The sequence below is a fragment of the Paenibacillus lignilyticus genome, assembly GCF_017942085.1.
Classification (GTDB): domain Bacteria; phylum Bacillota; class Bacilli; order Paenibacillales; family Paenibacillaceae; genus Paenibacillus_Z; species Paenibacillus_Z lignilyticus.
Genome location: NZ_JAGKSP010000001.1, coordinates 1,186,028 through 1,208,159, shown reverse-complemented (window position 1 = coordinate 1,208,159; position 22,132 = coordinate 1,186,028). Strand labels below are relative to the sequence as shown.

At 52.4% G+C, this 22,132-nt stretch carries 21 protein-coding genes; 16 read left to right on the top strand and 5 right to left on the bottom strand.

Annotated elements, in window-relative coordinates; genetic code table 11:
* Positions 1-141 precede the first annotated feature (141 nt).
* Positions 142-3,720, top strand: coding sequence for a cell division protein ZapA (locus tag I8J30_RS05115; protein ID WP_210655944.1), 3,579 nt, complete (start codon positions 142-144; stop codon positions 3,718-3,720).
* A gap of 75 nt (positions 3,721-3,795) precedes the next feature.
* Here I8J30_RS05115 and I8J30_RS05110 read toward each other — a convergent pair whose 3' ends face one another.
* The 3 genes from I8J30_RS05110 to I8J30_RS05100 form a co-directional block, all read right to left on the bottom strand.
* Positions 3,796-4,476, bottom strand: coding sequence for an SDR family NAD(P)-dependent oxidoreductase (locus I8J30_RS05110; protein WP_210655943.1), 681 nt, complete (start codon positions 4,474-4,476; stop codon positions 3,796-3,798).
* 247 nt (positions 4,477-4,723) lie between these two features.
* Positions 4,724-5,110: a cupredoxin domain-containing protein gene (locus tag I8J30_RS05105; RefSeq protein WP_210655941.1), complete on the bottom strand. Its 387-nt coding sequence runs from the start codon at positions 5,108-5,110 to the stop codon at positions 4,724-4,726.
* A gap of 104 nt (positions 5,111-5,214) precedes the next feature.
* Positions 5,215-5,568 (bottom strand): phage holin family protein, encoded by a 354-nt coding sequence (locus I8J30_RS05100; protein ID WP_091213023.1) that lies wholly within the window; start codon positions 5,566-5,568, stop codon positions 5,215-5,217.
* A 221-nt stretch (positions 5,569-5,789) separates the two neighbouring features.
* Between I8J30_RS05100 and I8J30_RS05095 the strand changes: the two genes are divergently transcribed.
* The 5 genes from I8J30_RS05095 to cysK all read left to right on the top strand — a co-directional run bounded on the left by I8J30_RS05095 (position 5,790) and on the right by cysK (position 11,691).
* The gene (locus I8J30_RS05095; RefSeq protein WP_210655939.1) at positions 5,790-8,156 is read left to right on the top strand and encodes an endonuclease MutS2; all 2,367 of its coding nucleotides are present in this window, start codon (positions 5,790-5,792) and stop codon (positions 8,154-8,156) included.
* A gap of 18 nt (positions 8,157-8,174) precedes the next feature.
* The gene (locus I8J30_RS05090; protein WP_210655936.1) at positions 8,175-8,594 is read left to right on the top strand and encodes a DUF350 domain-containing protein; all 420 of its coding nucleotides are present in this window, start codon (positions 8,175-8,177) and stop codon (positions 8,592-8,594) included.
* A 158-nt stretch (positions 8,595-8,752) separates the two neighbouring features.
* Complete coding sequence (locus I8J30_RS05085; protein WP_210655934.1) at positions 8,753-9,298, top strand: hypothetical protein; 546 nt, start codon at positions 8,753-8,755, stop codon at positions 9,296-9,298.
* Between the two features lie 125 nt (positions 9,299-9,423).
* Positions 9,424-10,752 carry an MFS transporter gene (locus I8J30_RS05080; RefSeq protein ID WP_240547783.1) on the top strand — a complete coding sequence of 443 codons (1,329 nt, stop codon included), beginning with the start codon at positions 9,424-9,426 and terminating at the stop codon, positions 10,750-10,752.
* Between the two features lie 21 nt (positions 10,753-10,773).
* A complete protein-coding gene (gene cysK, locus I8J30_RS05075) occupies positions 10,774-11,691 on the top strand; it encodes a cysteine synthase A (RefSeq protein WP_210655930.1) in 918 nt (305 codons plus the stop codon).
* A gap of 96 nt (positions 11,692-11,787) precedes the next feature.
* On the opposite strand, the gene I8J30_RS05070 is transcribed toward cysK, so the two are convergent.
* Positions 11,788-12,861, bottom strand: a complete 1,074-nt coding sequence (locus I8J30_RS05070) for a CotH kinase family protein (RefSeq protein WP_210655928.1) — start codon at positions 12,859-12,861, stop codon at positions 11,788-11,790.
* Between the two features lie 93 nt (positions 12,862-12,954).
* On the bottom strand, positions 12,955-13,632 hold the full coding sequence (locus tag I8J30_RS05065) for a hypothetical protein (RefSeq protein WP_210655926.1): 678 nt from the start codon (positions 13,630-13,632) through the stop codon (positions 12,955-12,957).
* A gap of 451 nt (positions 13,633-14,083) precedes the next feature.
* Between I8J30_RS05065 and I8J30_RS05060 the strand changes: the two genes are divergently transcribed.
* The 10 genes from I8J30_RS05060 (at position 14,084) to I8J30_RS05015 (ending at position 22,129) form a co-directional block, all read left to right on the top strand.
* On the top strand, positions 14,084-14,704 hold the full coding sequence (locus I8J30_RS05060; RefSeq protein ID WP_210655924.1) for a hypothetical protein: 621 nt from the start codon (positions 14,084-14,086) through the stop codon (positions 14,702-14,704).
* Positions 14,705-15,335: 631 nt separating this feature from the next.
* A complete protein-coding gene (locus I8J30_RS05055; protein WP_090977246.1) occupies positions 15,336-16,001 on the top strand; it encodes a DUF2642 domain-containing protein in 666 nt (221 codons plus the stop codon).
* Positions 16,002-16,115: 114 nt separating this feature from the next.
* Positions 16,116-16,340: a hypothetical protein gene (locus I8J30_RS05050; RefSeq protein ID WP_210655922.1), complete on the top strand. Its 225-nt coding sequence runs from the start codon at positions 16,116-16,118 to the stop codon at positions 16,338-16,340.
* Positions 16,341-16,358: 18 nt separating this feature from the next.
* Entirely contained in the window at positions 16,359-16,781 is a 423-nt protein-coding gene (locus I8J30_RS05045) for a spore coat protein (RefSeq protein ID WP_210655920.1), read from the top strand.
* Between the two features lie 226 nt (positions 16,782-17,007).
* On the top strand, positions 17,008-17,499 hold the full coding sequence (locus I8J30_RS05040) for an Lrp/AsnC family transcriptional regulator (RefSeq protein ID WP_090977785.1): 492 nt from the start codon (positions 17,008-17,010) through the stop codon (positions 17,497-17,499).
* 13 nt (positions 17,500-17,512) lie between these two features.
* Complete coding sequence (locus I8J30_RS05035; protein ID WP_091213055.1) at positions 17,513-18,730, top strand: aminotransferase class I/II-fold pyridoxal phosphate-dependent enzyme; 1,218 nt, start codon at positions 17,513-17,515, stop codon at positions 18,728-18,730.
* A 108-nt stretch (positions 18,731-18,838) separates the two neighbouring features.
* Positions 18,839-19,051: an aspartyl-phosphate phosphatase Spo0E family protein gene (locus tag I8J30_RS05030; RefSeq protein ID WP_240547782.1), complete on the top strand. Its 213-nt coding sequence runs from the start codon at positions 18,839-18,841 to the stop codon at positions 19,049-19,051.
* Positions 19,052-19,141: 90 nt separating this feature from the next.
* Complete coding sequence (locus I8J30_RS05025; RefSeq protein WP_210655918.1) at positions 19,142-20,323, top strand: MFS transporter; 1,182 nt, start codon at positions 19,142-19,144, stop codon at positions 20,321-20,323.
* Positions 20,324-20,595: 272 nt separating this feature from the next.
* Complete coding sequence (locus I8J30_RS05020; protein ID WP_210655915.1) at positions 20,596-21,171, top strand: cob(I)yrinic acid a,c-diamide adenosyltransferase; 576 nt, start codon at positions 20,596-20,598, stop codon at positions 21,169-21,171.
* Positions 21,164-22,129 carry an RluA family pseudouridine synthase gene (locus I8J30_RS05015; protein ID WP_210655913.1) on the top strand — a complete coding sequence of 322 codons (966 nt, stop codon included), beginning with the start codon at positions 21,164-21,166 and terminating at the stop codon, positions 22,127-22,129. Before I8J30_RS05020 ends, I8J30_RS05015 begins: the two co-directional genes overlap by 8 nt.
* The last annotated feature ends 3 nt before the right edge of the window (positions 22,130-22,132 follow it).

Sequence of the window (22,132 nt, the reverse complement as noted above, 5' to 3'; positions counted from 1 at the left end):
TTTATTCTATTTTGCCGGATTATCGGCATGGAGAAGCATGTACAGTAAGGCTTGCCCGGAATGCTTTAGAAGTGGAAGAAGGCAACGATTGTCGCATTGAACTCATTTTTCACCCTTGAACCTATAGGAGGACATGCCCTCATGAACGCTGCCGATCGGACACGTGTAACTGTTGATATATATGGAAATCAGTTTAAATTAACCGGTCACAATAACCCCGACTATATCAAGCGCATTGCCGCGCTTGTTGACGAGAATATGAATAAGCTGGCGAAGGGGTATCCGCGACTGGATATGCCTAAGATCGCTATGCTTGCCGCAGTACATATGGCTGAAGATGTGTTTAGATTGCGTGTCGAAAATGAGCGGATGCACGAGACCGAGGAGCGCCGCAAAGCGGCTGTAGCGGAGCTGGAGCAGGTGAAGCTGATTGTGGACACGCTGCACGGCCAGCTCGAGGCTGAACGCGTGAGCGCGGAAGCGGCACTGGCGAGTGCGGAGGCGGCGCTAGTCGCGGAGCGGTCGAATGCGAAAGCGGCGCTTGCTGCGGCGCAGGCAAGTGCGGAAGCGACGCTGGCTGCGGAGCGGTCGAGTGCGGAAGCGACGCTGGCTGCGGAGCGGTCGAATGCGGAAGCGGTGCTTGCTGCGGAGCGATTGAGAGCGGAGGAAGCGCTGTTCGCGGAGCTGGAGAGATCGGAGGCGGCGCTGGCCGCGGAGCGGGAGGAAGCGGAAGCGGCGATTGAAGATGCGCGCGAGGAGCTGGAGCGGACAAGCGCGATGCTGCAAGGGCGCTTGGAGCAAGCGGTTGGCGCAGCGGAAGCGAAGCTGGCGAGCGAGCAGGAGGCCGCGCTTGCGGAGCAACTGCGCGTACAGGCGGAGCGCGAGATCGAGCAAGAGGGTTCGCGAGCAGAGATCGAGCGATTGAAAGCGGAGCTTGCGCGTGAGCAAGCGGAAGCGCGGGCTGAGCTTGAGCGGTTAAGAGCGGAGCTGATCGCGGAACGTGAGGAAGCACAAGAGACAGCGCGTTTAGAGCTGGCTCTGTTGCAAGAAGAACGCGCGAACGAGAATGCTGCAGCCCAAGCGGAACTGGCTCGAGTACAGCAGGAGCTGAATGCGAAGCTGGAAAGCGAGCAAATCGCAGCCCAAGCGGAACTGGCTCGAGTACAGCAGGAACTGAATGCGAAGCTGGAAAGCGAGCAAATAGCTTCCAATGAGCAGCTCGAGCGAACAAAAGCAGAGCTTCTGGCAGAGATATCATTCGAGCAGGAAGCAGCGCAAGTGGAACTTGCGCGTGTGAGTGCGGAGTGGGCGGCGAAACTAACAAGCGAACTGGAATCAGCTCGTGCTGCGTTTACGCAGGCGAGAACAGAGCTGGAAGCGAAACATGCAAGTGAATTGGATGCTTCGCAAGCAGAGCTTGAGCGGGTATGGGTGGAGTTGACTGCTGAACGTGAAAGTGAGCAGTCCGCTTCGCAAGCAGAGCTGGAGCGTGTACGCACGGAGTTCGTCGCGGAACTGGAAGAGGTAAGAGAAGCTTCGCGTAAAGCACTCGAGCAATTGCAGGAAGAGTTCGATCGCGAGCAAGAAGCGGCCCATGAAGAGCTGGAGCTGGTTAGCTCGACCCTGCAAGGCCGGATGGAGCAAACGATTCAAGCGGCTGAAGAGAAGCTGGCCAGCGAGCGCGAGGCCGCGGAAGCGAATCTGCAAGCTGAACGTGAAGCGGCAGCGGCTAAGCTGTCAAGAGAACTCGAAGCTATGGAAGCTAAGCTGGTTAGCGAACTCGAAGCAATGGAAGCGAAGCTGGCAATTGAACGCGAGGCCGCGGAAGCGAATCTGCAGGCTGAACGTGAAGCGGCAGCGGCAAAACTGGCCAGCGAGCTTGAAGCGATGGAAGCAGTGCTGACCAGTGAGCTCGAAACAGTGGAGGCGAAGCTGGCAAGCGAACGTGCAGCCGCAGAAGCGCAGCTGCATGCTGAACGTGAAGAAGCCGCAGTTAAGCTGGCTAGCGAACTTGAAGCTGTGGAAGCGCAGCTGGCTAGCGAGCGCGCAGCCGCAGAAGTTCAACTGCATGCCGAACGTGAAGCAGCCGTTGCCAAGCTGACAGGCGAGCTCGAAGCAGTGGAAGCGCAGCTGGCAAGTGAACGCGAAGCCGCTGAAGCTAAGCTTACACAGCTGCGCGACGCTCATCGCGCAGAGCTTGAGGAGCTGCAGCTGACGCTGGAGCTGGAAGTGGAATCGCAGTCGCTTGCAGTTATTGAGGCGCGCGAGGAGCTGGAGCGCACGAAATTCGCAATGGAAGCGCAGCTGGAGCAAGTGCGTGAAGCTGCGCAAGCAGAGCTTGCTCAGGAGCGAGAATATACAGCAGTCGAACTGAAGCAGCTGCATGCGATCCATCAAGAAGAGCTGCAGAAGGAACGGTCACTGCAGGAAGCAACCGCGGAAGCGGCAGCCGGGCAGCTGGAAGAGACGAGATTGGAGATGCAATCTCGGATCGAGCAGGTGCGTATCGCAGCCGAGGCGGATGTGGAACGGATTCGCCAGGTAGCTCGCGAGCGTTTAGAACGGATGCGAGGCGAGGCCGAGCGCGCTGCGGAGCATGCCGCTATCGCCGAGGCGAAGCTGGCACAGCAAAGCCAAGCTGCTCTCGAAGAGCTCCAACAGGTGCAAACGGATGCAGCTGCCCTACTTGAGCGGGAGCAAGCAGCAGCAGCCGCATTGCTGGAGCAGGAGCGGGCGACCGCGCAATTCCTGCTTGATCAGGCGCTACAAGAAGGCGAAGCGGAAGCAGCTTCCATTACAGCCGCCTACAAGCGGGAGCTTGAAGCCAGCCGTGCGGAAGCCGAAAGCCGTTATCTCACGCTCACTGCGGAGCAACAGAACCGCGAGAACGCCTGGCAGCAAGAGCGCGATCAGCTCGCTGCGCAGCTTGATGAAATGCGCAAGGAACTGCGTGCCATGCAAGATCAGCTTGCCGAGGAACAAGAGAAGGCTGAGCTGCTCGAGCTGGAAGCGGCAGAAGAGGGCGAGGCACTTCGTTCCAAGGTGGCACGTCTTGAACAGGAACTGCGTGAACATGAGAGCAGAGCGGAACAAGCGGAGCAATGGCTCGCCGATCAGGAACAGAAGGAAAACCGTCGCAGCGCGGCCATTCAGCAGCAAGAAGAGCAGCTGAATGAACTGCGCGGCGAGTTGAAGGCAGCGCAGAAGGCAGTGGAAGAAAGCCAGCTGGGACAGTTGATGCTTGAAGAACAGCATGAGCGCATTATGCGCGAAGCGAAACAGCTTGAGGAGCGGAACGAACAGCTGGCAGATCGTTTGCGAGCGGCAGAAGATCGCGCGGCTGACTTGATGCGCGAGGCGCGGCAGCAAATGGCCGAAGCGGAACGGATCGCGGACGAAGCCCACGTGAAGCTGATGGATCAAGTGCATGCAGCGGACTCGGAGATTACGCTGGCCAAGCAGCAAGCTGCGGCGCATGCCGAAGCGGAAGCAGGCTTGCTGGAGCAGCTCCTCTTGAGCGAGGAAGAAGCGGAGAAAGCGAAGGCGCAAGCCAAGCAGATCAGCTTAAGACTCGAAGAGCTGGAAGCCTCACTTGTCTCAGTCAACGAGCTGCGAGCAACCCATGATCAGCTTCAAATCGAACATGGCAAGCTCAAGATTGAATACTCGAAGCTTCAGACGGAGTACAATGAATGGATTGAGCTTCTCGCTGACAGCTAGTCGAATAGAGAAGAGGGCTGTGCGGTACGCCGGTTTCGATATCGAAACTCGCGTGCAGCACAGCCCTCTTTTCATTTAATAAGCAACAATGGCCCCTGTCGTCCCATCGGATGGCAACGCCGCCAAACGAAGCAAATCACCGGTCACTTGATGAGGATCCTTGCCGGTAGCATGCATCTCGGAACGGATCGTCCCGGGATTAAAAGCATTCACGAGAATGCCGTATTCATGCTCCTCGTCCGCCGTTGTCCGTGTGAGCGACTCCAAGCCTGCCTTGGACGCGCTGTAAGCGGCATATCCGCCGGCTCCGTTAGACGCCAATCCAGAAGTGATATTAATGATACGACCATATCGTGCTTCTCGCATGGAAGGCAGCACGGCATTGGTCATGAGAAAAGGTCCTGTTAGGTTTATGCTGATTTGAGTGGCCCATTCCTCGGAAGTAAGTTCAATGACACGTCCGGGCTCAAATGCGGCAGCATTATTAATGAGGATATCTACGCGACCGTATGCGGCTATCGCTTGAGTGACAGCAGCCTGTACAGCCTCGTCGCTTGCAATATCGCAGGCGATAACCAGAGCATTGCTGCCCGGACGGACTTCCTCGATGAGAGCCGCTGTTTCATCCAGCTTCCCTTGGCGCCGACCCAGGAGTACGACTTGAGCGCCATCACGCGCAAAATCGATCGCTGTCGCTCGGCCAAGACCTGTGCCCGCACCTGTTATCATTACTACTCGTCCATCCACTGTACTCATGTAGTCCACCCTCTTCGTTATCGTTGCAAACATCGTAGCAAACAACATAAGTCGGTGGAATAGCGGAGCTATAAGTCTTTCTTATACGATGCTGCCAGTGAAATGGATATATGTCGTTGAGTCGCTCCAAAAACGACCTTCATCAGGATTCCTGATGGACTGTATTAAATATCGGAATATAAAATAACCCGTCCAGAACATGCTGAACGGGTTATTGCTATTCATGCGAAAAGCTGAGCACGCTGGTCTACTCGACGACAATTTTGGCAATCATTTTGGAATGGCCCGTGCCGCACATAATATCGCAATGGAATTCGTATTCCCCTGCATCATTAAGCGTGACGACTTTCGGTTTGCCGCTGTTAACCGTAAGGTTCAGGTCAGGTGCTTCCATGTTATGAACGCCGTCTTCGGATTCCAGCGTAATTTCAGTCGGTTCACCTTTCTTGATCTTGTAAACCGGCTGATCGAACTCGAACCGCGATGCTTTGATTACGATGCTTGCAGAAGCAGCTGTGCCGGTTTCTTCCACGCCGGAACCTGCATTGTTAGTGTCGGAACTTTTCGAACCGCATGCGGCTAAGACAAGTACGGCTGCAACAAGCACAAAGGACATGAGCAGTAATTTTTTCACTAGAGAACGCTCCTTCATGAATCGGATAGTTATGAACTCCTCTAGTATACCGTTACCGGAATAAAATTACTGTGACGATCTGTTGAATGCTTTTCTGCTGCTGCTTAGTGATCTCGTCCAGCTTCATACGGCGTGCTGACAGGAATAAACAAGTCGATGATCCCAATCACGAGCGCGGCCAGAATAGCTCCCAGCCACGTGACGGAAACGCCGCCAACAATGAACTGCGCCACCCAGATGACCAAGGCGCTGCACAAGAAGCCGACAATGCCTCGACCAAACGGCGAGACGCGTTTGCCGAAGATACCTTCGATGATCCAACCTAATGCCGCGATGACAAGCGCCAGGAAGAGCGCGCTCCAGAAACCGCCGACGCTAAATTGAGGTACAATATAGCCGACAATCATTAACACGATCGCTGATACAATGAATCTGACCACGTGACCCAGGAAATGCATAGTGAAAAACCTCCTACAAAGTTTTTTGACAAAAGCCTCCTGACCACACTTGAGCGCGATTTTGGCGCATGGATCAAAAGCATTGGCCAGTGTTCGGAGAAGCTTACCTTCTCGTGTACAAGTATTGTTTCCTTTTTTGCTTCTGCCATTCATGGAAGCGCAGGATCGTGGCATACACCGCGTTGTTCGGCTATAATAGGAAACGAGAGGGGTGTTCTCGCTTGGACAACAAAATATTACAAACACTGGATTATGCCAAAATTGTATATAAATTAGGACAGCATGCCGCAACCGCGCTTGGAAAATCAGTCGTGGAGGCGCTTCATCCGAGCTCCGACTTAGAAGATGTGAAGCATGCGCTGCAAGTGACGGATGAAGCTTACAAAGCGGATCGTCTCAAAGGAAGCGCTCCTTTCGGAGGCATTGCCGACATCAAACCTTCGCTTCTTCGCTCACGGATCGGCGGTACGCTGAATCCGGCGGAGCTGCTCGAAATCGCGGAGACGGTAAGAGGCTCGCGCCGTCTGAAGCGGCATATTCAAGCTTTGCATGATGATCATCCGATCCCGCTGCTTGCCGCTACGGCTGAACAGCTAACGGAACATAAAGCACTGGAAGATGCCATCTTGCAGTGCATTGACGATCAAGCTGAAGTGATGGACAGCGCGAGTCCGGAGCTGGCATCCATTCGCAGAGAGCTTCGCAGCGGTGAAGGACGCGTGAGGGAGAAGCTTGAAAGCATGATTCGCTCGTCATCTGTACAGAAGATGCTGCAGGAATCGATCATTACAATCCGTAATGACCGTTACGTTATTCCCGTCAAACAAGAATACCGCGGCAGCTTCGGCGGCATTATTCACGATCAATCCGGTTCCGGGGCAACGTTGTTTATTGAGCCGGAAGCGATCGTTGTGCTTAACAACAAGCTGCGTGAGCTGCGTTTGGCCGAAGAGCGCGAAATTGAGAAAATCCTTCAGAAATTAACGGCGTTGACGGCTGAATACGCCGACGATTTGCTGCTTGATTTGGACCTGTTAGGTCTCCTTGATTTTGCTTTTGCCAAAGCACGACTTGCCCACTTGATGGGGGCTACGCTGCCTCGGATGAATGATCGGGGCTACTTCAAGCTGCGCCGCGGCCGCCACCCGCTGATTGATCGCGAGCATGTCGTTCCGATCGATGTAGAACTTGGCAATGATTACACGACGATCATCGTAACCGGTCCGAATACAGGCGGTAAGACGGTGTCGTTGAAAACAATCGGCCTGCTCAGCCTGATGGCGATGTCCGGCTTGTTTGTGCCGGCTGAAGACGGCAGTCAGCTATGCGTGTTTGACGCGCTGTACGCGGATATCGGGGATGAACAAAGCATCGAGCAAAATCTGAGTACGTTCTCCAGTCATCTCACGAATATCATCCGCATTCTAAAAAACATGACGCCGAAAAGTCTTGTCCTGCTCGACGAGCTTGGCGCAGGTACCGATCCCGCGGAAGGCTCGGCGCTGGCTATCGCTATCCTGGAGCACATGCATAAGCTCGGCTGCCGTATCGTGGCAACGACGCACTACAGCGAATTGAAAGCCTATGCTTATAATCGCAAAGGCGTCATCAATGCAAGCATGGAATTCGATATTGCGACGCTCAGCCCGACTTATCGCTTGCTGATCGGGGTTCCGGGACGAAGCAATGCTTTTGCAATTGCCGAGCGTCTTGGCCTGCAGCGCGGCATCATCGATCATGCGCGCGGCGAGGTCAGCGAAGAAGATATACGTGTTGAAACGATGATTGCTTCATTAGAAGAGAATCGTATCGGCGCCGAAGCAGAGCGTAATACGGCCGAGGCCCTTCGCAAAGAGCTAGAGATGGAACGCGCTCGCCACGAGAGTGAACGTCAGAAGTTCGACGAGCAGCGCGAGAAGCTGCTGGCGAAGGCGCAAGACGAAGCGCGTGAAGTGATGTTGAAGGCGAAACGCGAAGCAGAGCAAATCATTGCCGATCTGCGCAAATTAGCGCAGGAGGAAGGCGCTGCGGTTAAGGATCATAAACTGACCGAAGCTCGCCGTAAGCTTGATGAAGCAACACCTGAGAAGAGCAAGTCGGCGAAAGGCCAACAGACCAAAGTGAACAAGCCGCAGCGGATTGAAAGCGGCGATGAGGTTACGGTCTACAGTCTGGGCCAGCGCGGTCACGTCGTGGAAGTTAACGGCAACGAAGCGCTTGTGCAGCTCGGCATCCTTAAGATGAAAGTAGCGTTAAGCGACTTGGAGCTTATGAAGCGGGCGGAATCCGGCAAGACGCAGCAGCCTAAGATTGCCGCGAGTCTCAAGCGGACGCGCGATGAGAATGTTCGCTCCGAGCTTGATTTGCGCGGTGCGAATTTGGAAGAAGCCATGCTCGAGGTTGACCGCTTCCTCGATGAATCGTTTTTGGCCGGATTCGGACAGGTGTACATTATTCATGGTAACGGAACGGGTATCTTGCGTTCGGGAATCAGCGACTTCCTTCGCAGACATAAGCATGTGAAGAGCTATCGCCTTGGTAAATACGGTGAAGGCGGCTCTGGCGTGACGGTAGCGGAACTTAAGTAAAGCGGGTGGGACTTCGAGATGGAACAAGAAATCGACGAATTGCTCAGCAATCATTTTGCAGCCTCGCTTGCTTATGTTTCGGTGACGGTGCTGGCTCTGCTTGTTTTCCTCTATTTCTTTGAATTTGTTACTCGCTATAAATGCTGGCAAGAAATTAAACGCGGCAATCTTGCAGTGGCGATGGCGACAGGGGGCAAAATCTTCGGGATATGCAACCTGTTCCGCTTCTCCATTGAAGCCAATGAAGGCGTATATCATAGCTTGGTGTGGGCGACGTATGGGTTCGCTCTGCTGATTGCCGCTTATTTATTATTTGAATTTCTGACTCCTGTTTTTCGTATTGATGAAGAAATCGAGAAGGACAATCGGGCGGTTGGTTTCATTGCCATGATTATTTCGGTCTCGCTTTCTTACGTTATTGGTGCCACGGTTGCTTAACAAGGAGCAGGATTATCTGGATCGAAAACGATAAAGCACTCGGAGGCTCGACCGATGAAATATTTATGGGGAACTTTATTTGCATTAGCGGCGTTATTTGTTATTTTTGGCGTCTTTTATCTACTCCAATAATCGTGAAATAGAAAGAAGGAATCGGCATGAACGATAAACATGATGAGCAGCCAATATGTCCATGGTGCCACACTGAAATTGTATGGGACGAAGAGATCGGCCCGGAGCGTAATTGTCCACACTGCGATAATGAATTGTCAGGTTACCGGACGCTGACGCTTGGCGGGGCAGAGCCGGACGACGAACTGGACGATGAGATCGAAGGGGAATCGGATTTGGAAGATGACACCTGGGATGAAGATGAAACCCGTGACCTGTCTGATCTAAGGCCGTATAACCGCGACCAGCTTGCGCTGGAAGAAACGATGGCGCGTATTCTGGATGAACAGCTGGAAGCGCCGGAATGTCCGTCCTGCCGGGAGTTCATGCTTGAGGCCGGCACTCAGATTATTACGCAAGAGCAATTTAAGCCAAGAACGCCTGCGGCGCTGGGAGAAACGATCGTTTCGACACCGTTCCAGCTGCAGCTCTATGTATGCCCGTCTTGCTTCCATACGCAGAATCGGCTTTCGGTACAAGATCAAGAGCGTTTGGTTCAACTGCTGACCAAAGCCGTCGATCTGGAAGACTAGAACGACATGGCAGCAACTAATGGAAACTTCTTGTAATTCAGCCTTTTTCGGCATGTTAGGTCTCTAATGGGGGCAACTTACGCCTAGAAAGCTGCAGCTTCATGCAGCAGGCGGGAGGGATTCTGTTGGAGCAAGGCAAACATACCGTGCAATCACGCTGGTTCGCGGGAAAATCCCGGGAGAAGCTGAGGACTGTGTCGGGCGGTGGCAGCAACCGTGATTATAGCAGCAGCGCATTGGACAGCCAAGCGATTTTACTGCTCGCCGTTCAGGCGCTGCTTGGCACAGCGAATGCGTTATCCGGTACGTTTCTGCCGGTTTATCTATGGAAAGCAAGTCAATCCTTTGCTTTGATCGGCTGGTTTAATTTTACGCAGTTTATTGTAAGCGGACTGACGTTCTGGCTGGCCGGCAAATGGGTGAAGGAGCATAACAAAATGAACAGCCTCCGGCTCGGCGTCGCGCTGTCCGGGGTTTTCTATTTTGTCGTATTAATGCTGGGGAAGTCTGCAATATCGTATGTCGTCCCGCTGGGCGTGTTAATCGGCATCGGGAATGGCTGCTTCTGGCTGGCCTTTAATGTTGTCTACTTCGAAATTACGGAGCCTGGCAATCGGGACCGATTCAATGGTTGGGCAGGCTTACTTGGCTCAGGTGCCGGCATCATTGCGCCGTGGATTTCGGGCTGGCTGATTACGACTAACAGCGGGGAACGGGGCTACAGCATTATTTTCACCGTATCCTCGATTATCTTCGCCGTTGCGGTTGTACTTAGCTTCTGGCTGAAGAAACGTGAGACCAGTGGGAAATATGAATGGTTCCAAGGACTGCGAGTGCTCAAGGAGCGAGGTAATCCTTGGCGTTATGCGGTTCCCTCGATTGTTTCGCAAGGAGTGCGCGAAGGCGTATTCATGTTCTTGATTGGCCTGCTTGTCTACATCGCTACCAAGAATGAAGGGAAACTCGGCAACTTCTCGCTGATTACTTCTCTCGTTGCCTTAGTGAGCTTCTGGCTGATCGGGCGTATGATGAAGCCGAATCGAAGAAGCATGGCGATGCTAATCGGAGCTGTAGCCATTACAGCGGTAGTTGGCGTGCTTTTCTGGCCGATCAGTTATCGAACGCTGCTCCTTTTCGGTTTAGGTACAGCGCTGTTCATGCCGCTTTACATTATCCCGATGACCTCGGCTGTTTTTGACCTCATTGGCAGTGACGAGGACAGCGCGCGGCAGCGGGAGGAGTATGTCATTCTTCGTGAGGCCGGTTTAACCGTTGGCCGGATCATCGGAGTAACCTCTTATTTGCTTATCTTACCGTATATAAACCGTTCCCCTTATATTGTTCCAACACTAATGCTGATCGTAGGTGCCTTTCCGGTTGTGGGCTGGTGGCTGATGCGTTCTGTGCTGAGGAGGGTGAACGCCAATCATGAGCGAGCCTCTTCGCGAGGCTGACAATGGAAGGTAGTGCTGTGTATGCCCCGTATTGTAAATAATGTGACTGAGCTGATTGGCAGCACGCCGGTCGTTGCGCTCCGCAGGCTGAAGGAGCCGGGAGCAGCGGAAGTGCTGGTGAAGCTGGAGCGGTTCAATCCGAGCGGAAGCGTGAAGGATCGAGCGGCTTTTGCGCTGATCGAAGCGGGAGAAGCGAACGGCATTTTAAAGCCCGGTGCCACGATTATCGAGCCGACCAGCGGAAATACCGGTATCGGGCTCGCTATGAATGCAGCGGCGCGAGGCTATAAGCTGATTCTCGTCATGCCGGATAATATGACGAAGGAACGCATCGGCCTGCTGAAGGCCTATGGCGCCGAGGTTGTCCTAACGCCGGCAGCAGAACGTATGCCGGGTGCGATCAAACGAGCATTCGAGCTGCAGGCAGAACGGCCGGGAAGCTATATTCCCAATCAGTTCGAGAATCCGGCCAATCCGGCGATTCATCGCGCCACCACCGCTCAGGAAATCATCCGCCAAACCGATGGACGTCTCGACGTTTTCGTTGCAACGGCGGGAACCGGCGGCACGATTACGGGAACCGGGGAGGCGCTGAAAGCTGCGATTCCGGGGCTTTATATAGCCGTAGTGGAACCGCTCGGGTCGCCCGTACTGTCGGGCGGCAAGCCGGGGCCGCATAAGCTTGTCGGCACCAGCCCTGGATTTGTGCCGGCCATTCTGAATACATCCATCTATGATAAAATCGTTCAGGTGTCCGATGAGGACGCCATCGGGACGATGCGTCTGCTGGCCCGACAAGAAGGGCTGCTCCTGGGTCCTTCCTCGGGAGCTGCCGTCTGGACGGCAATGGCGGAGGCCCGCCGAATCGGAGATGGCGGGCGTGTACTTTGCATCGCCCCGGACAGCGGCGAACGATACTTAAGTATGGGATTGTTCTAGAAGCAGCATGTTGCATTCGAGGCGACGCATCGTTCGAATGCAAGTCAATCTGTCAGCAGAATGATCGCGTTCGGATAACGTAAACGAACATTCAGCTTAATCCACCCAATTATTAAGCTCATCCTGCACAATGGCCCTGCGTTCTTCGATATAGCTGATAAACAATTGCGGCTCATCATCGAAAGCGTATAAGGGCCATTTTCGCGTGAAATCATCTCGAATGGCGGGTCTTAAATTCTCGTACATGTCGGCGATAATCGGTTCAATGGTTTTGACCGTAAATTTGCTGGCGAGTAAATTGGTTAGAATTTTACGGTAGATTTGTCTGTGCGATTTGTAAGACAATACCTTCTTCGTCAGCGTATTATATCCTCTAACGTCCACTAAGTCGCTGCCGCACAGTCTCCCGTAGCAGTTGCGGCCCCATGTCCCCTCATAATCCCACGGAATGATGCGGTACTTGCCGGTTTTCGTATGCTCATAGAGAGCGTAGTTCTGATCAAACCCGTCATAATTGCCCGTTAACACGGCACCGGCCAGCCACTTCAAATATAAGTAGATATCAAGCCGATACGCCAGATAGCTCTTCAAAGAGCTGTTCGCGGGGTTGTTGATCCGTTTCACGAACTTTACCAGCTTCGTCTTCGTTTCATCGGAGCCTTTCATCACGCGGTAGCCGTCGAAGAGCGATTCTTTCAGCTCACCGGTTTCCGAATCGTAGAGGCCGAAGTTCGCTTTATCGTTGACCGCGTAGATGAGGGCTTGCGAGCCGATGTTTCTTCTTCGAAAGAACGTATCATCCACCGATTCGATTTCTAAATAAACGCCGTGCGGGTAGCCGTTCCATTCCAGCCACATATGTCTGGTTCTTGGCGATGGCACGTTGATCATATTGAAGAAATGGAACGAGAGCGCATTACGGATCATGGAAGGATCGTCGAACTCTGCATTCCAGTGCAGGATTTGATTATCGCCATAACGGATTTCATAGGATTTCTTCGGATAATTGCGAGTATGGCCGCCGCGGAACCGCAGCTGCGCATCTATCGTCTTTCCGTTCATCTCCAGCTTGACGGGAGCAAACTCATTGCTCCATACGTTGGATTCGAGCCGCTGCAAGTCCTCGTTGTTTATCGTTATTTTTCGAGTAGGCAGTCCTTCCCCGGACATTAGACCATCTCCTTAGGCAAAAGATAAAGCCTATCGCATTCGATAGGCTTCAGCTTATTTACACTATGCGGGTAGATGTCTATTGGTCACAGATTATCTGCCGCGGGAGCCGTTGGAACCGCGCGAGCCGTGAGAGCCGCCGGTACCGCGGGAACCTTGGGAACCGCGGGAGCCTTGGGAGCCGCCGGTACCGCGGGAGCCTTGGGAACCGCGCGAGCCTTGGGAGCCGCCGGTACCGCGGGAGCCTTGGGAACCGCGCGAGCCTTGGGAGCCGCCGGTACCGCGGGAACCTTGGGAACCGCCAGTGCCACGGGAGCCTTGGGAACCGTTCGAGTTACGCGAGCTGGCTGCTACCGGGCCAAGCAGCAACGCGTAAGAATAACCCCAAGAGCCGTTTGTATCTTGGGTTGGCTCAACGCCGGGCCAACCGCATGATCCGTTGGAGCCTTGAGTACCGCCGGTACCGCGCGAACCGTTAGTACCGCGAGATCCCTGAGTACCGCCGGTACCTTGGGAGCCATGAGAACCTTTAGAGCCACGAGATCCTTGCGTACCGCCGGTACCTTGGGAGCCATGAGAACCTTTAGAGCCACGAGATCCCTGCGTACCGCCGGTACCTTGGGAGCCATGAGAACCTTTAGAGCCACGAGATCCCTGCGTACCGCCGGTACCTTGGGAGCCATGAGAACCTTTAGAGCCACGAGATCCTTGCGTACCGCCGGTGCCTTGGGAGCCACGAGTGCCGTTGCTTTTATTTTTGTTGTTGGACAATTGTAAATTCATCTCCTTTTAATAGATTCTATACAAGCTATGTAGCGAATCTAGTAATCGCACTGGGTCATATGCTTAATCTTATAGAAAATAGATATCAATCTAGTACCGCTCACATATGGGATACATATAAATACATTATAAATTGTCTCCCATGATAGATTTCACCGGGGCAAGTAATGGAGGGATGAATGTCGAAGCGAGATGGATGAACCGGTATTTTGGTAGTCGTGATCGTAACGTATTTGCGCCGGTGGTCTACGTGGTACAGGTCAAAATCTATTAATTACGGAGGGATTTTGGTATGGATGTCAGAAACAATGCAGTCAGCTACAAACCGTTTGGAGCGCTAGCGAACCAAGGGGCAGGAACAAACTCATGCTGCAACAACAACAAAAGTCACAAAAGCCACAAGAGTCACAAAAGTCATCATTCGGGAGGTCACAATTTCTTGGAATCTCAAGTAGGTATGGTGGTTCGCATCAACCGCGGCGGACCTGAGTCGTTAGAAGGAAGAATGCTCGCTGTAAAACCAGGTTATCTTGTTGTAAAAACTAAAGAAGGTGTCGTATACGTTAACTCTTCCCACGTGAAAAGCGTAACGGATCTTCCTGGTCAAACTAGCCGTTTCTCGCATGCGAAATTTGTTGAAGCTGATAGCTTTCCAGGCGTACTGCGCAACTTGACTCGTAAATTCGTGCAAATCAACTGGGGTGGCCCTGAGCGCATCGAAGGTTTCGTAGCAGGCGTTGGCAACGAAGCATTGCTGCTCGTAGTCGGACCTGAATTGGTTCAAATCCCGCTCTACCACATCAAAACAGTTAAAACTGCAGGCGCATATGCAAGCGGCGGCAGCAGAGGCAGCAAAGGCAGCAATGGCAGTAAAGGCAGCAGCGGCAGCAGCGGCGGCAGCGGTGGAACTGGCGGCAGCGGCGGCAGCGGCGGAACTGGCGGTAGCGGTGGAAGCGGCGGCAGCGGCGGCAGCGGCGGTAATCGTTCCGGACGCAACAACGCAACGAAGAAAACGAATAAAAAAGGAAACAAAAAAACCGGCTACTATGGTGGTAAATAAGGCTGATTGCAAGCCGGGGCTAACGAAGTCTGCCAGCCCCGGCAGCAGCCTTGCTTTACCTCTCATCGACATGCAGCACTAGACTTACGCATGCCATTCATCTGTTCATCTATCTATCTTTATGCACACTCTATCGGGGCTGCTGTATCTTAATTACCGCACACAAATACCTAGACGTATCTCGACCTATCGCACGGTTTAAGTCTACGAGACACGTCGGCAGCAGAGAACGTATCTATGTACTAACTGATTAAGCCTGCAGCATGAAATGGCATTGTTACACGAATCAATTGTCGAATGGCAGCTGGTAACGATTTGGCATTAAGGTTGTCGTCGCAGCCCGGGCTGGGTTCTTCTTACGGATCCGGCCTAGGGGTGCCGATCGAATGGATGTCTGCAGCCGGTGTTTAGTACGGCCGAAGTTCGTGAGATTTGGCAGCGAAGACTCCCCGGAATATCCTCTTGTTTGCGTTCGGTATGGATAGGTTGTGGACGGCTTACAGCGATCATACTCCCGAACATGTGGAAGAATCCGCCTTCTGTTACGTTGTCATCCCGGCAGGACTGCTTGCCAGTCTACTCTGTCTATATGCATGAACGCAATTAATAGGATGAAAGGAGGTCGATTTTCATGAAACATCGTCACCCTTTATTAGACCGTTATGTCGAGCTTGATATTTCGGGAAAAACAATTCCTATTCGCGGCAAATTGATTGATATAGGTCAAGATATTCTCGTGCTTCATAACGGTACGCAATTTCTCTATGTTCCTTTAATCCATTTGCAGCAGCTCCGTCTTGCCAAAAGTGAGGCTCAAGAAATAGACGTGCCGGAATTACCTTTCGAACCGCAAAATGATCCCATCTCCTATCGCAAAGTGCTGATGAATGCCAAAGGGATGTTCTCCGAGCTCTATATCACCGGCAATCAATCCATCCATGGCTATCTCACGAGCGTGATGAATGATTTCTTCGTCTTTTATTCACCGGTCTACCATTCCGTCATTATTTCACTGCATCATCTCAAATATTTAATTCCTTACAATCCTAACGTGACACCGTACACTTTAACTCCGGAGCAGTTTCCGCTAAAACCATCACCTATTACACTTGCGCGCACCTTTGATCAGCAGCTGAGAAAACTCATAGGTGAATTCGTTATACTGGATCTCGGCGAGAATCCGAACAAGATCGGTGTCCTCAAAGGCCTCGACCAAAATATGATCGAACTATCGACAGCGGGCGGGAATGCGGTATATTTGCACTTCGATCACGTAAAGACAGTCCATCTTCCTTAACAAGAACCGTCACCGGCTTCTTCCCCGCATGCGGAGAGGCCGGCTACATAAGAAATACCGATTGCGGGAATGGTAATCAAGTAATGAATGAAATGGAAATACAGGAGGGACACAATGCTACAACCGATAACTGCCAAAGAAATGGAGTATGTGGTGGATTCGTTGTCAAACGAAGATTTGCTCATCAAACAAAATGCGGTCATGGCTGCTTCGGCTACTACGCCTGCATTAAAGCAAGCGAGTATGCAAATGATTCAAACTCACCAGCAGCATACCCAGATGCTGCTTCAAGCGCTCAGCCAGCACCAGCCACTGTCGCCGACCCAGCCACAGAATTAACTTTTCAGGAGGAACAGCATGTTTCAACAACAAGGACAAGCCCAGCCGATATTGTCAGACGAAGACCTGGCCTACACGGTCTTAGCAGATCTCAAGCGTGTTGTTCGCGAGTATGCAACAGCAGCCACCGAATCAAGCTGTCAAGAAATTCGTCAGCTGTTCACCAATCTAATGAACAGTACGCTGCAGATGCAGGGACATCTCTATAAAATAATGGAGCAAAACAATATGTACAGCGCCTCATCAGCCGCGCTGCGCCAAGAGATAGATAAACAGCTGAAGCAAAATCAACAAACCGCGCAGAAGACGCAGCAGTTCCTGCAGCAATTGAATTTGGGGTATGGCGGTTACCGCAGCGCTCCGGTTTACGGACAGTACCATCCGCCTCAGCCCGCCCATCAAAGCCAAACGCCGGTAAACTCCAACTCGTATTATATGTAAACCAAGCACCACAATAGCTGTCCAATCCAAGAGCTGCCGCGAAATGCGACAGCTCTTGCATTATTTTCCGGTTGACGGCCAGAAACGTTGTCCAAAGCAGGCGGGCTGCCGCGCTTTTCTGCTTTGCAGGATGCTTGGATTCGTTGTAATATAGTCTTTATAGCTATTTCACATCGCGGGCTTGTAAGCTTTGCGGGACGATTTGAAGAATCAGGAGGGTTTGACGATGAATGAACGGAAAATGCAAATACTTGAACTGCTGAAAGAAGATGCAAGACGCAGCGCGGAACTGATCGCGACAATGCTGGACGCGCCAGCGGCGGAGGTGAAGCAAGCGATTGCGGAGATGGAGCAGGATCACGTCATCGTCAAATATGCGACCGTTGTCAATTGGAGCAAGGTTGAAGATGAGAAAGTAACCGCACTTATTGAAGTCCAAATTACGCCAGAGCGCGGCCGCGGGTTTGAAGGCATTGCGGAACGCATTTATTTATATCCGGAAGTGAAATCGGTTTATCTCATGTCGGGTGCCTATGATCTGCTCGTTGAGGTGCAAGGGAAAACGCTTAAAGACGTTGCTTCCTTCGTATCCAATAAGCTGTCTCCGATCGATGCCGTACTTTCCACCAAGACCTTTTTTATACTTAAAAAATATAAGCAAGACGGCATTATATTCGAAGAGCATGAGGACGACCACCGTCTTCTCGTCTCGCCGTAAAGGGTGATTGCTTATGATAAAAGATGAAGAGAAGCAAAGCGGCACGCTGACGCGCCGCACGTCGATGGCAGATTACTTGTCTCCGCAAGTTAGAGGAATCAAACCTTCCGGTATTCGTCGGTTTTTTGACTTAGCAAGCGGTCGTAAAGATATTATTACACTTGGTGTCGGCGAGCCTGATTTTGTAACGCCGTGGCATGTGCGCGAAGCATGCGTCTATGCGCTTGAAATGGGCAAGACACAATATACCTCGAATGCGGGAACACCTGAGCTTCGTGAAGAGATCGGGATCTACATGGACCGGGAATTCGATGTGGCTTATAATCCGGCGAACGAGATTCTCGTAACCGTCGGCGGCAGCGAAGCGATCGACTTGGCACTGCGTGCCTTGATTTCGCCGGGCGACGAAATCCTGGTTCCTGAACCTTGTTACATTTCCTACTCTCCGATTACCGCGCTGAGCGGCGGGGTGCCTGTCGGGGTAGAAACCTTTGCGAAGGATCAATTCAAGCTGACAGCTGAATCGCTCAAAGCAGCGATAACACCTCGTTCGAAAGTGCTCATTCTCTGTTATCCAAGCAATCCGACAGGCGGTATTATGACGTATGAGGATTGGCTGCCGATTGCTAAAGTCGTGGAGGAGAACGATCTTATCGTCATTTCCGATGAGATTTATGCAGAGCTTACGTATGGCTCGAAGCATGTCAGCTTCCCTTCGATGCCGGGCATGAAGGATCGCACCATTCTGGTGAGCGGCTTCTCGAAGTCGTTTGCGATGACGGGCTGGCGGATCGGTTATGCTTGCGGTCACAGCGAGCTCATCTCGGCAATGCTGAAGATTCATCAATACACGGTCATGTGCGCATCGAACATGTCTCAGGTGGCTGCTCTTGAAGCGCTGCGTAACGGCATGGATGAAAAGAATCGTATGGTGGAATCTTACAACCAACGTCGTCGGCTCGTCGTGCAAGGATTCCGTGATATTGGATTGCAATGCCATGAGCCGCAAGGCGCTTTCTATGCATTCCCATCCATTGCCGGACTTGGCTTAACCTCAGAGGAATTTGCCACGGGATTGCTGAACGATCAGAAAGTTGCTGCAGTGCCCGGTGATGTATTCGGACTTGGCGGAGAAGGTCATCTGCGCTGCTCCTATGCGACTTCCGTGAATCAAATTACGGAAGCGATTGAGCGGATTGGCAATTACGTGAGGAAACTTAAGGGAAATTAAAATAGGTATACTCATTTTTGTCAGACTTTGTTATAATTTAATAAAACTTTATAAACGCATTGCACAAGCGTCGTTAAGTTTTGTTGAGTGATGACAGGAGGGATGGCCATGACTTGTGCGAAAACGGGTCTTAAGCTTTTGTCCTCATCATCTATACGCCGATTGGAAGACGAAATATATGCGCTGCGCATGAAGATGGAACAGTCTTATGTCGAAGAAGCGACATTCGGCTCTGAGAAAGTGATCGACTTAAGCCGCCGTCTGGATAAGAAGATAAATGAATATATGCAATTTCGAAGAAGCTGGGCGCAGCAGTCGTAAAGACTCGTGCCGATGATTCTTCACCTGAGAAGGGGTCCTTAACAGGACTTCTTTTCTTTTTTGCAACTTGAAGAGGAGTTTAGAATTACCATGAAATCACCTGCCAACTTACGAATATTCAATTTTTTGTATTTTGCATTGCTGGCGATGTTTATTTCGTTTCTGCCTGTCTATCTGGATGCTCAGGGACTTACCGCAACGAAGATCGGATTTATTATTGGCACCGGCGGCTTTGTTTCGCTCTTCGCTTCTCCGCTCTGGGGGATGATTAGCGATCGGAGCAAAACCATTCGAAAAGTATTGCTGGTGCTGATTTTCTGTTCCACTATAGTTGGGTACATGCTCTATGCCTCGGGCAGCTTTATTCTGCTTGTTGTCTTTACGATGCTGCTCTATTTCTTCCTACTGTCGATGGATCCACTAACGGAAAGCTTGAATTTCCAGACGGCCGAAGCCAGAGGCGTCAGCTATGGTTCGATCCGGACGTTCGGCGCATTGGGTTATGCGGTGATGTCGCTGGCTGTTGGGTATGTGATGAAGTATTTCGGTGTTGACGGCATGGCTCCGCTCTTCGCTGTCATCGGGGTAATCAGCTTCATCGTATGCTTCACGCTAGCGGATGCACCTGCTGCCGGCAAACCGGTTAAGCTCAAGAAGCTCGGTCAATTTCTAACGCATCGCGAAACGCTGATGTTCCTCATCCTGATCTTCATTGCGGCTGTCCCATCGCGGATCAATGATACTTACCTTGGTGTCTACCTGCGTGAGCTGGGCGGCGGCCCGGAGCTGATCGGACAAGCATGGTTCCTTGCGGCAGGGACCGAAATTCTTGTGTTTGCGCTAAGCTTCTGGTGGATGCGCAAGGGCAGGGAGCTGGCGCTGATCGCCTTCGCCAGCCTATTCTACTTCGTGCGTTTCTTCCTCTCGGCTTGGATTACCGATCCGCACTTGCTGGCTTACTTGCAAGTGCTGCAGATCTTCACGTTCCCGATTTTCTATACAGCGGCCATTCAATATCTGTACCGCATCGTTCCCGAGGAGTGGCGCGCAACAGGCCAAACCGTACTGGCGCTGCTGTTCTTCGGAGTATCCGGCATCGTCGCATCTTACGCAGGCGGATGGCTGTATGAGTCGGTAACCGGTCATACCTATTATTTGATCATAGCGGGCCTGTCATTCTGCGCTTTGCTGTTCAGCCTCGTTCTTCTTTCTATCTATGGGAAGAAGGAACATGGCGGCAGACAGGGAATCCCCGCCAGTTCAGCGGAATGATGTCTGCTGTGCGGGCATATGTGCTATAGTGGAGCTAAATGTGCTGAACGGAAGAGTCTTGTGCCGAGCACGGTAGCGGAGCGGGCGGAATCGTTGTGCAGAAGCGTCAGCGTTCGCCTTTGTCAGCCGGATTTCTACCGATAGATCAGTCATATAATCAAAGAAATCTGGGGGACAACAGCGATCGGAACAATGATCCGCACGCGCACGACTGAGCTTATAGGCACTTCGCATCAATTTGGATGGATGAGAAAAGGATGGTGGTGAGCACCTTGAAACTATATACACGTACCGGAGATAGCGGAGATACATCGGTCAAAGGCGGCCGTGTTCGCAAGGATGACAGCCGGGTTGAAGCTTATGGCACGGTTGACGAACTGAACAGCTTTGTCGGTCAGGCGGCTGCGATTGCCGTTCGTGATGGCTTGAGCGAGCTCGCCGCGGAGCTGACGGAAATCCAGCAGGAGCTGTTTGATTGCGGCTCGGACCTGGCTTTCGCCGACCCGAGCGGGCGCGATCTGAAGCTGACCGACGCTTCGGCTCTCCGATTGGAGAGCTGGATCGATGTGCATACGGCGGCTTCGCCGGAGATTAAGCGATTTATTTTGCCCGGTGGCAGTGAGGTGTCTGCTATGCTTCATGTGTGCAGAACGGTATGCCGAAGAGCGGAACGGCGCATCGTGACCTTGGCTGCAGAAGTGCCGGTGCACCCGCCGGTGAGTACGTATATGAACCGGTTGTCCGACTATTTCTTCGCGGCCGCACGATTCGCGAATGTGAAACTCGGCATACCGGATACCGAATATATTAGGAGCGCGGACGTGTTTCGCACAAAGAGCAATGACTAATTCCGTTTATTATGAACCACTCACCATAGTTATCGAAGAAGAGGACAATGGAAAGATCGTCCGCAAAGTACTGGAGCGCCGTCTTGGCGTTTCTCGTAAACTGCTGTCGCGCCTGAAACAGACCGATCATGGAATCATGATTAACGGAGAACGCGTCTATACGAATGACCGTGTGGCCAGCGGTGACTTATTAGAGCTTCGAATGGAGCAAGAAGAGTCGAATGATATTTTGCCGCAGCCGATGGAGCTCGATATTGTCTATGAGGATCGGGACTTGCTGATCGTGAATAAGCCTCCCGGCATTGTGGTTCATCCCACTCAGGGGCATTACACCGGAACGCTTGCCAACGGGGTTGTCTATCATTGGAAGCAGCTCGGGGAGCGGGTGCGGTTTCGCCCGATTCATCGGTTGGATGAGGAAACATCAGGTCTTGTCGCGATTGCGAAGACCCCTTATATTCACCAGCAGCTCTCCGATCAGCTTCAGGCAGGCGAAGTGGATAAACGGTATCGAACTTATGTGTACGGCAGTCCGGCAGAGGCAGCGGGAACGGTAAATGAACCGATTGACCGGGATACGGGCAATCCTCATTTGCGCGTCGTAACGCCCGATGGCTATGATTCGATCACGCATTACGAGGTGGAGTCGGTCTACGGCAACGCTGCGGCAACGAAGCTGAATATTAAGCTGGAAACAGGCCGCACGCATCAAATTCGGGTGCATATGAAACATCTCGGCTGCCCGCTGCTTGGGGACAAGCTGTATGGCTATGCAGGCGAAGGCAAGGATGCTGAGGCTCCTGAGGTGTCGGCTTCACTGGAAGCCTTATTGCAGCGGCAAGCGCTGCATGCTGCGATATTGTCGTTTACGCATCCGATTACGAAGGAGCGAATGACGTTCGAGGCGGCATTGCCGGAGGATTTGCGGCAGCTGGAGGCCGAACTGCGGAAGCTTTAATTA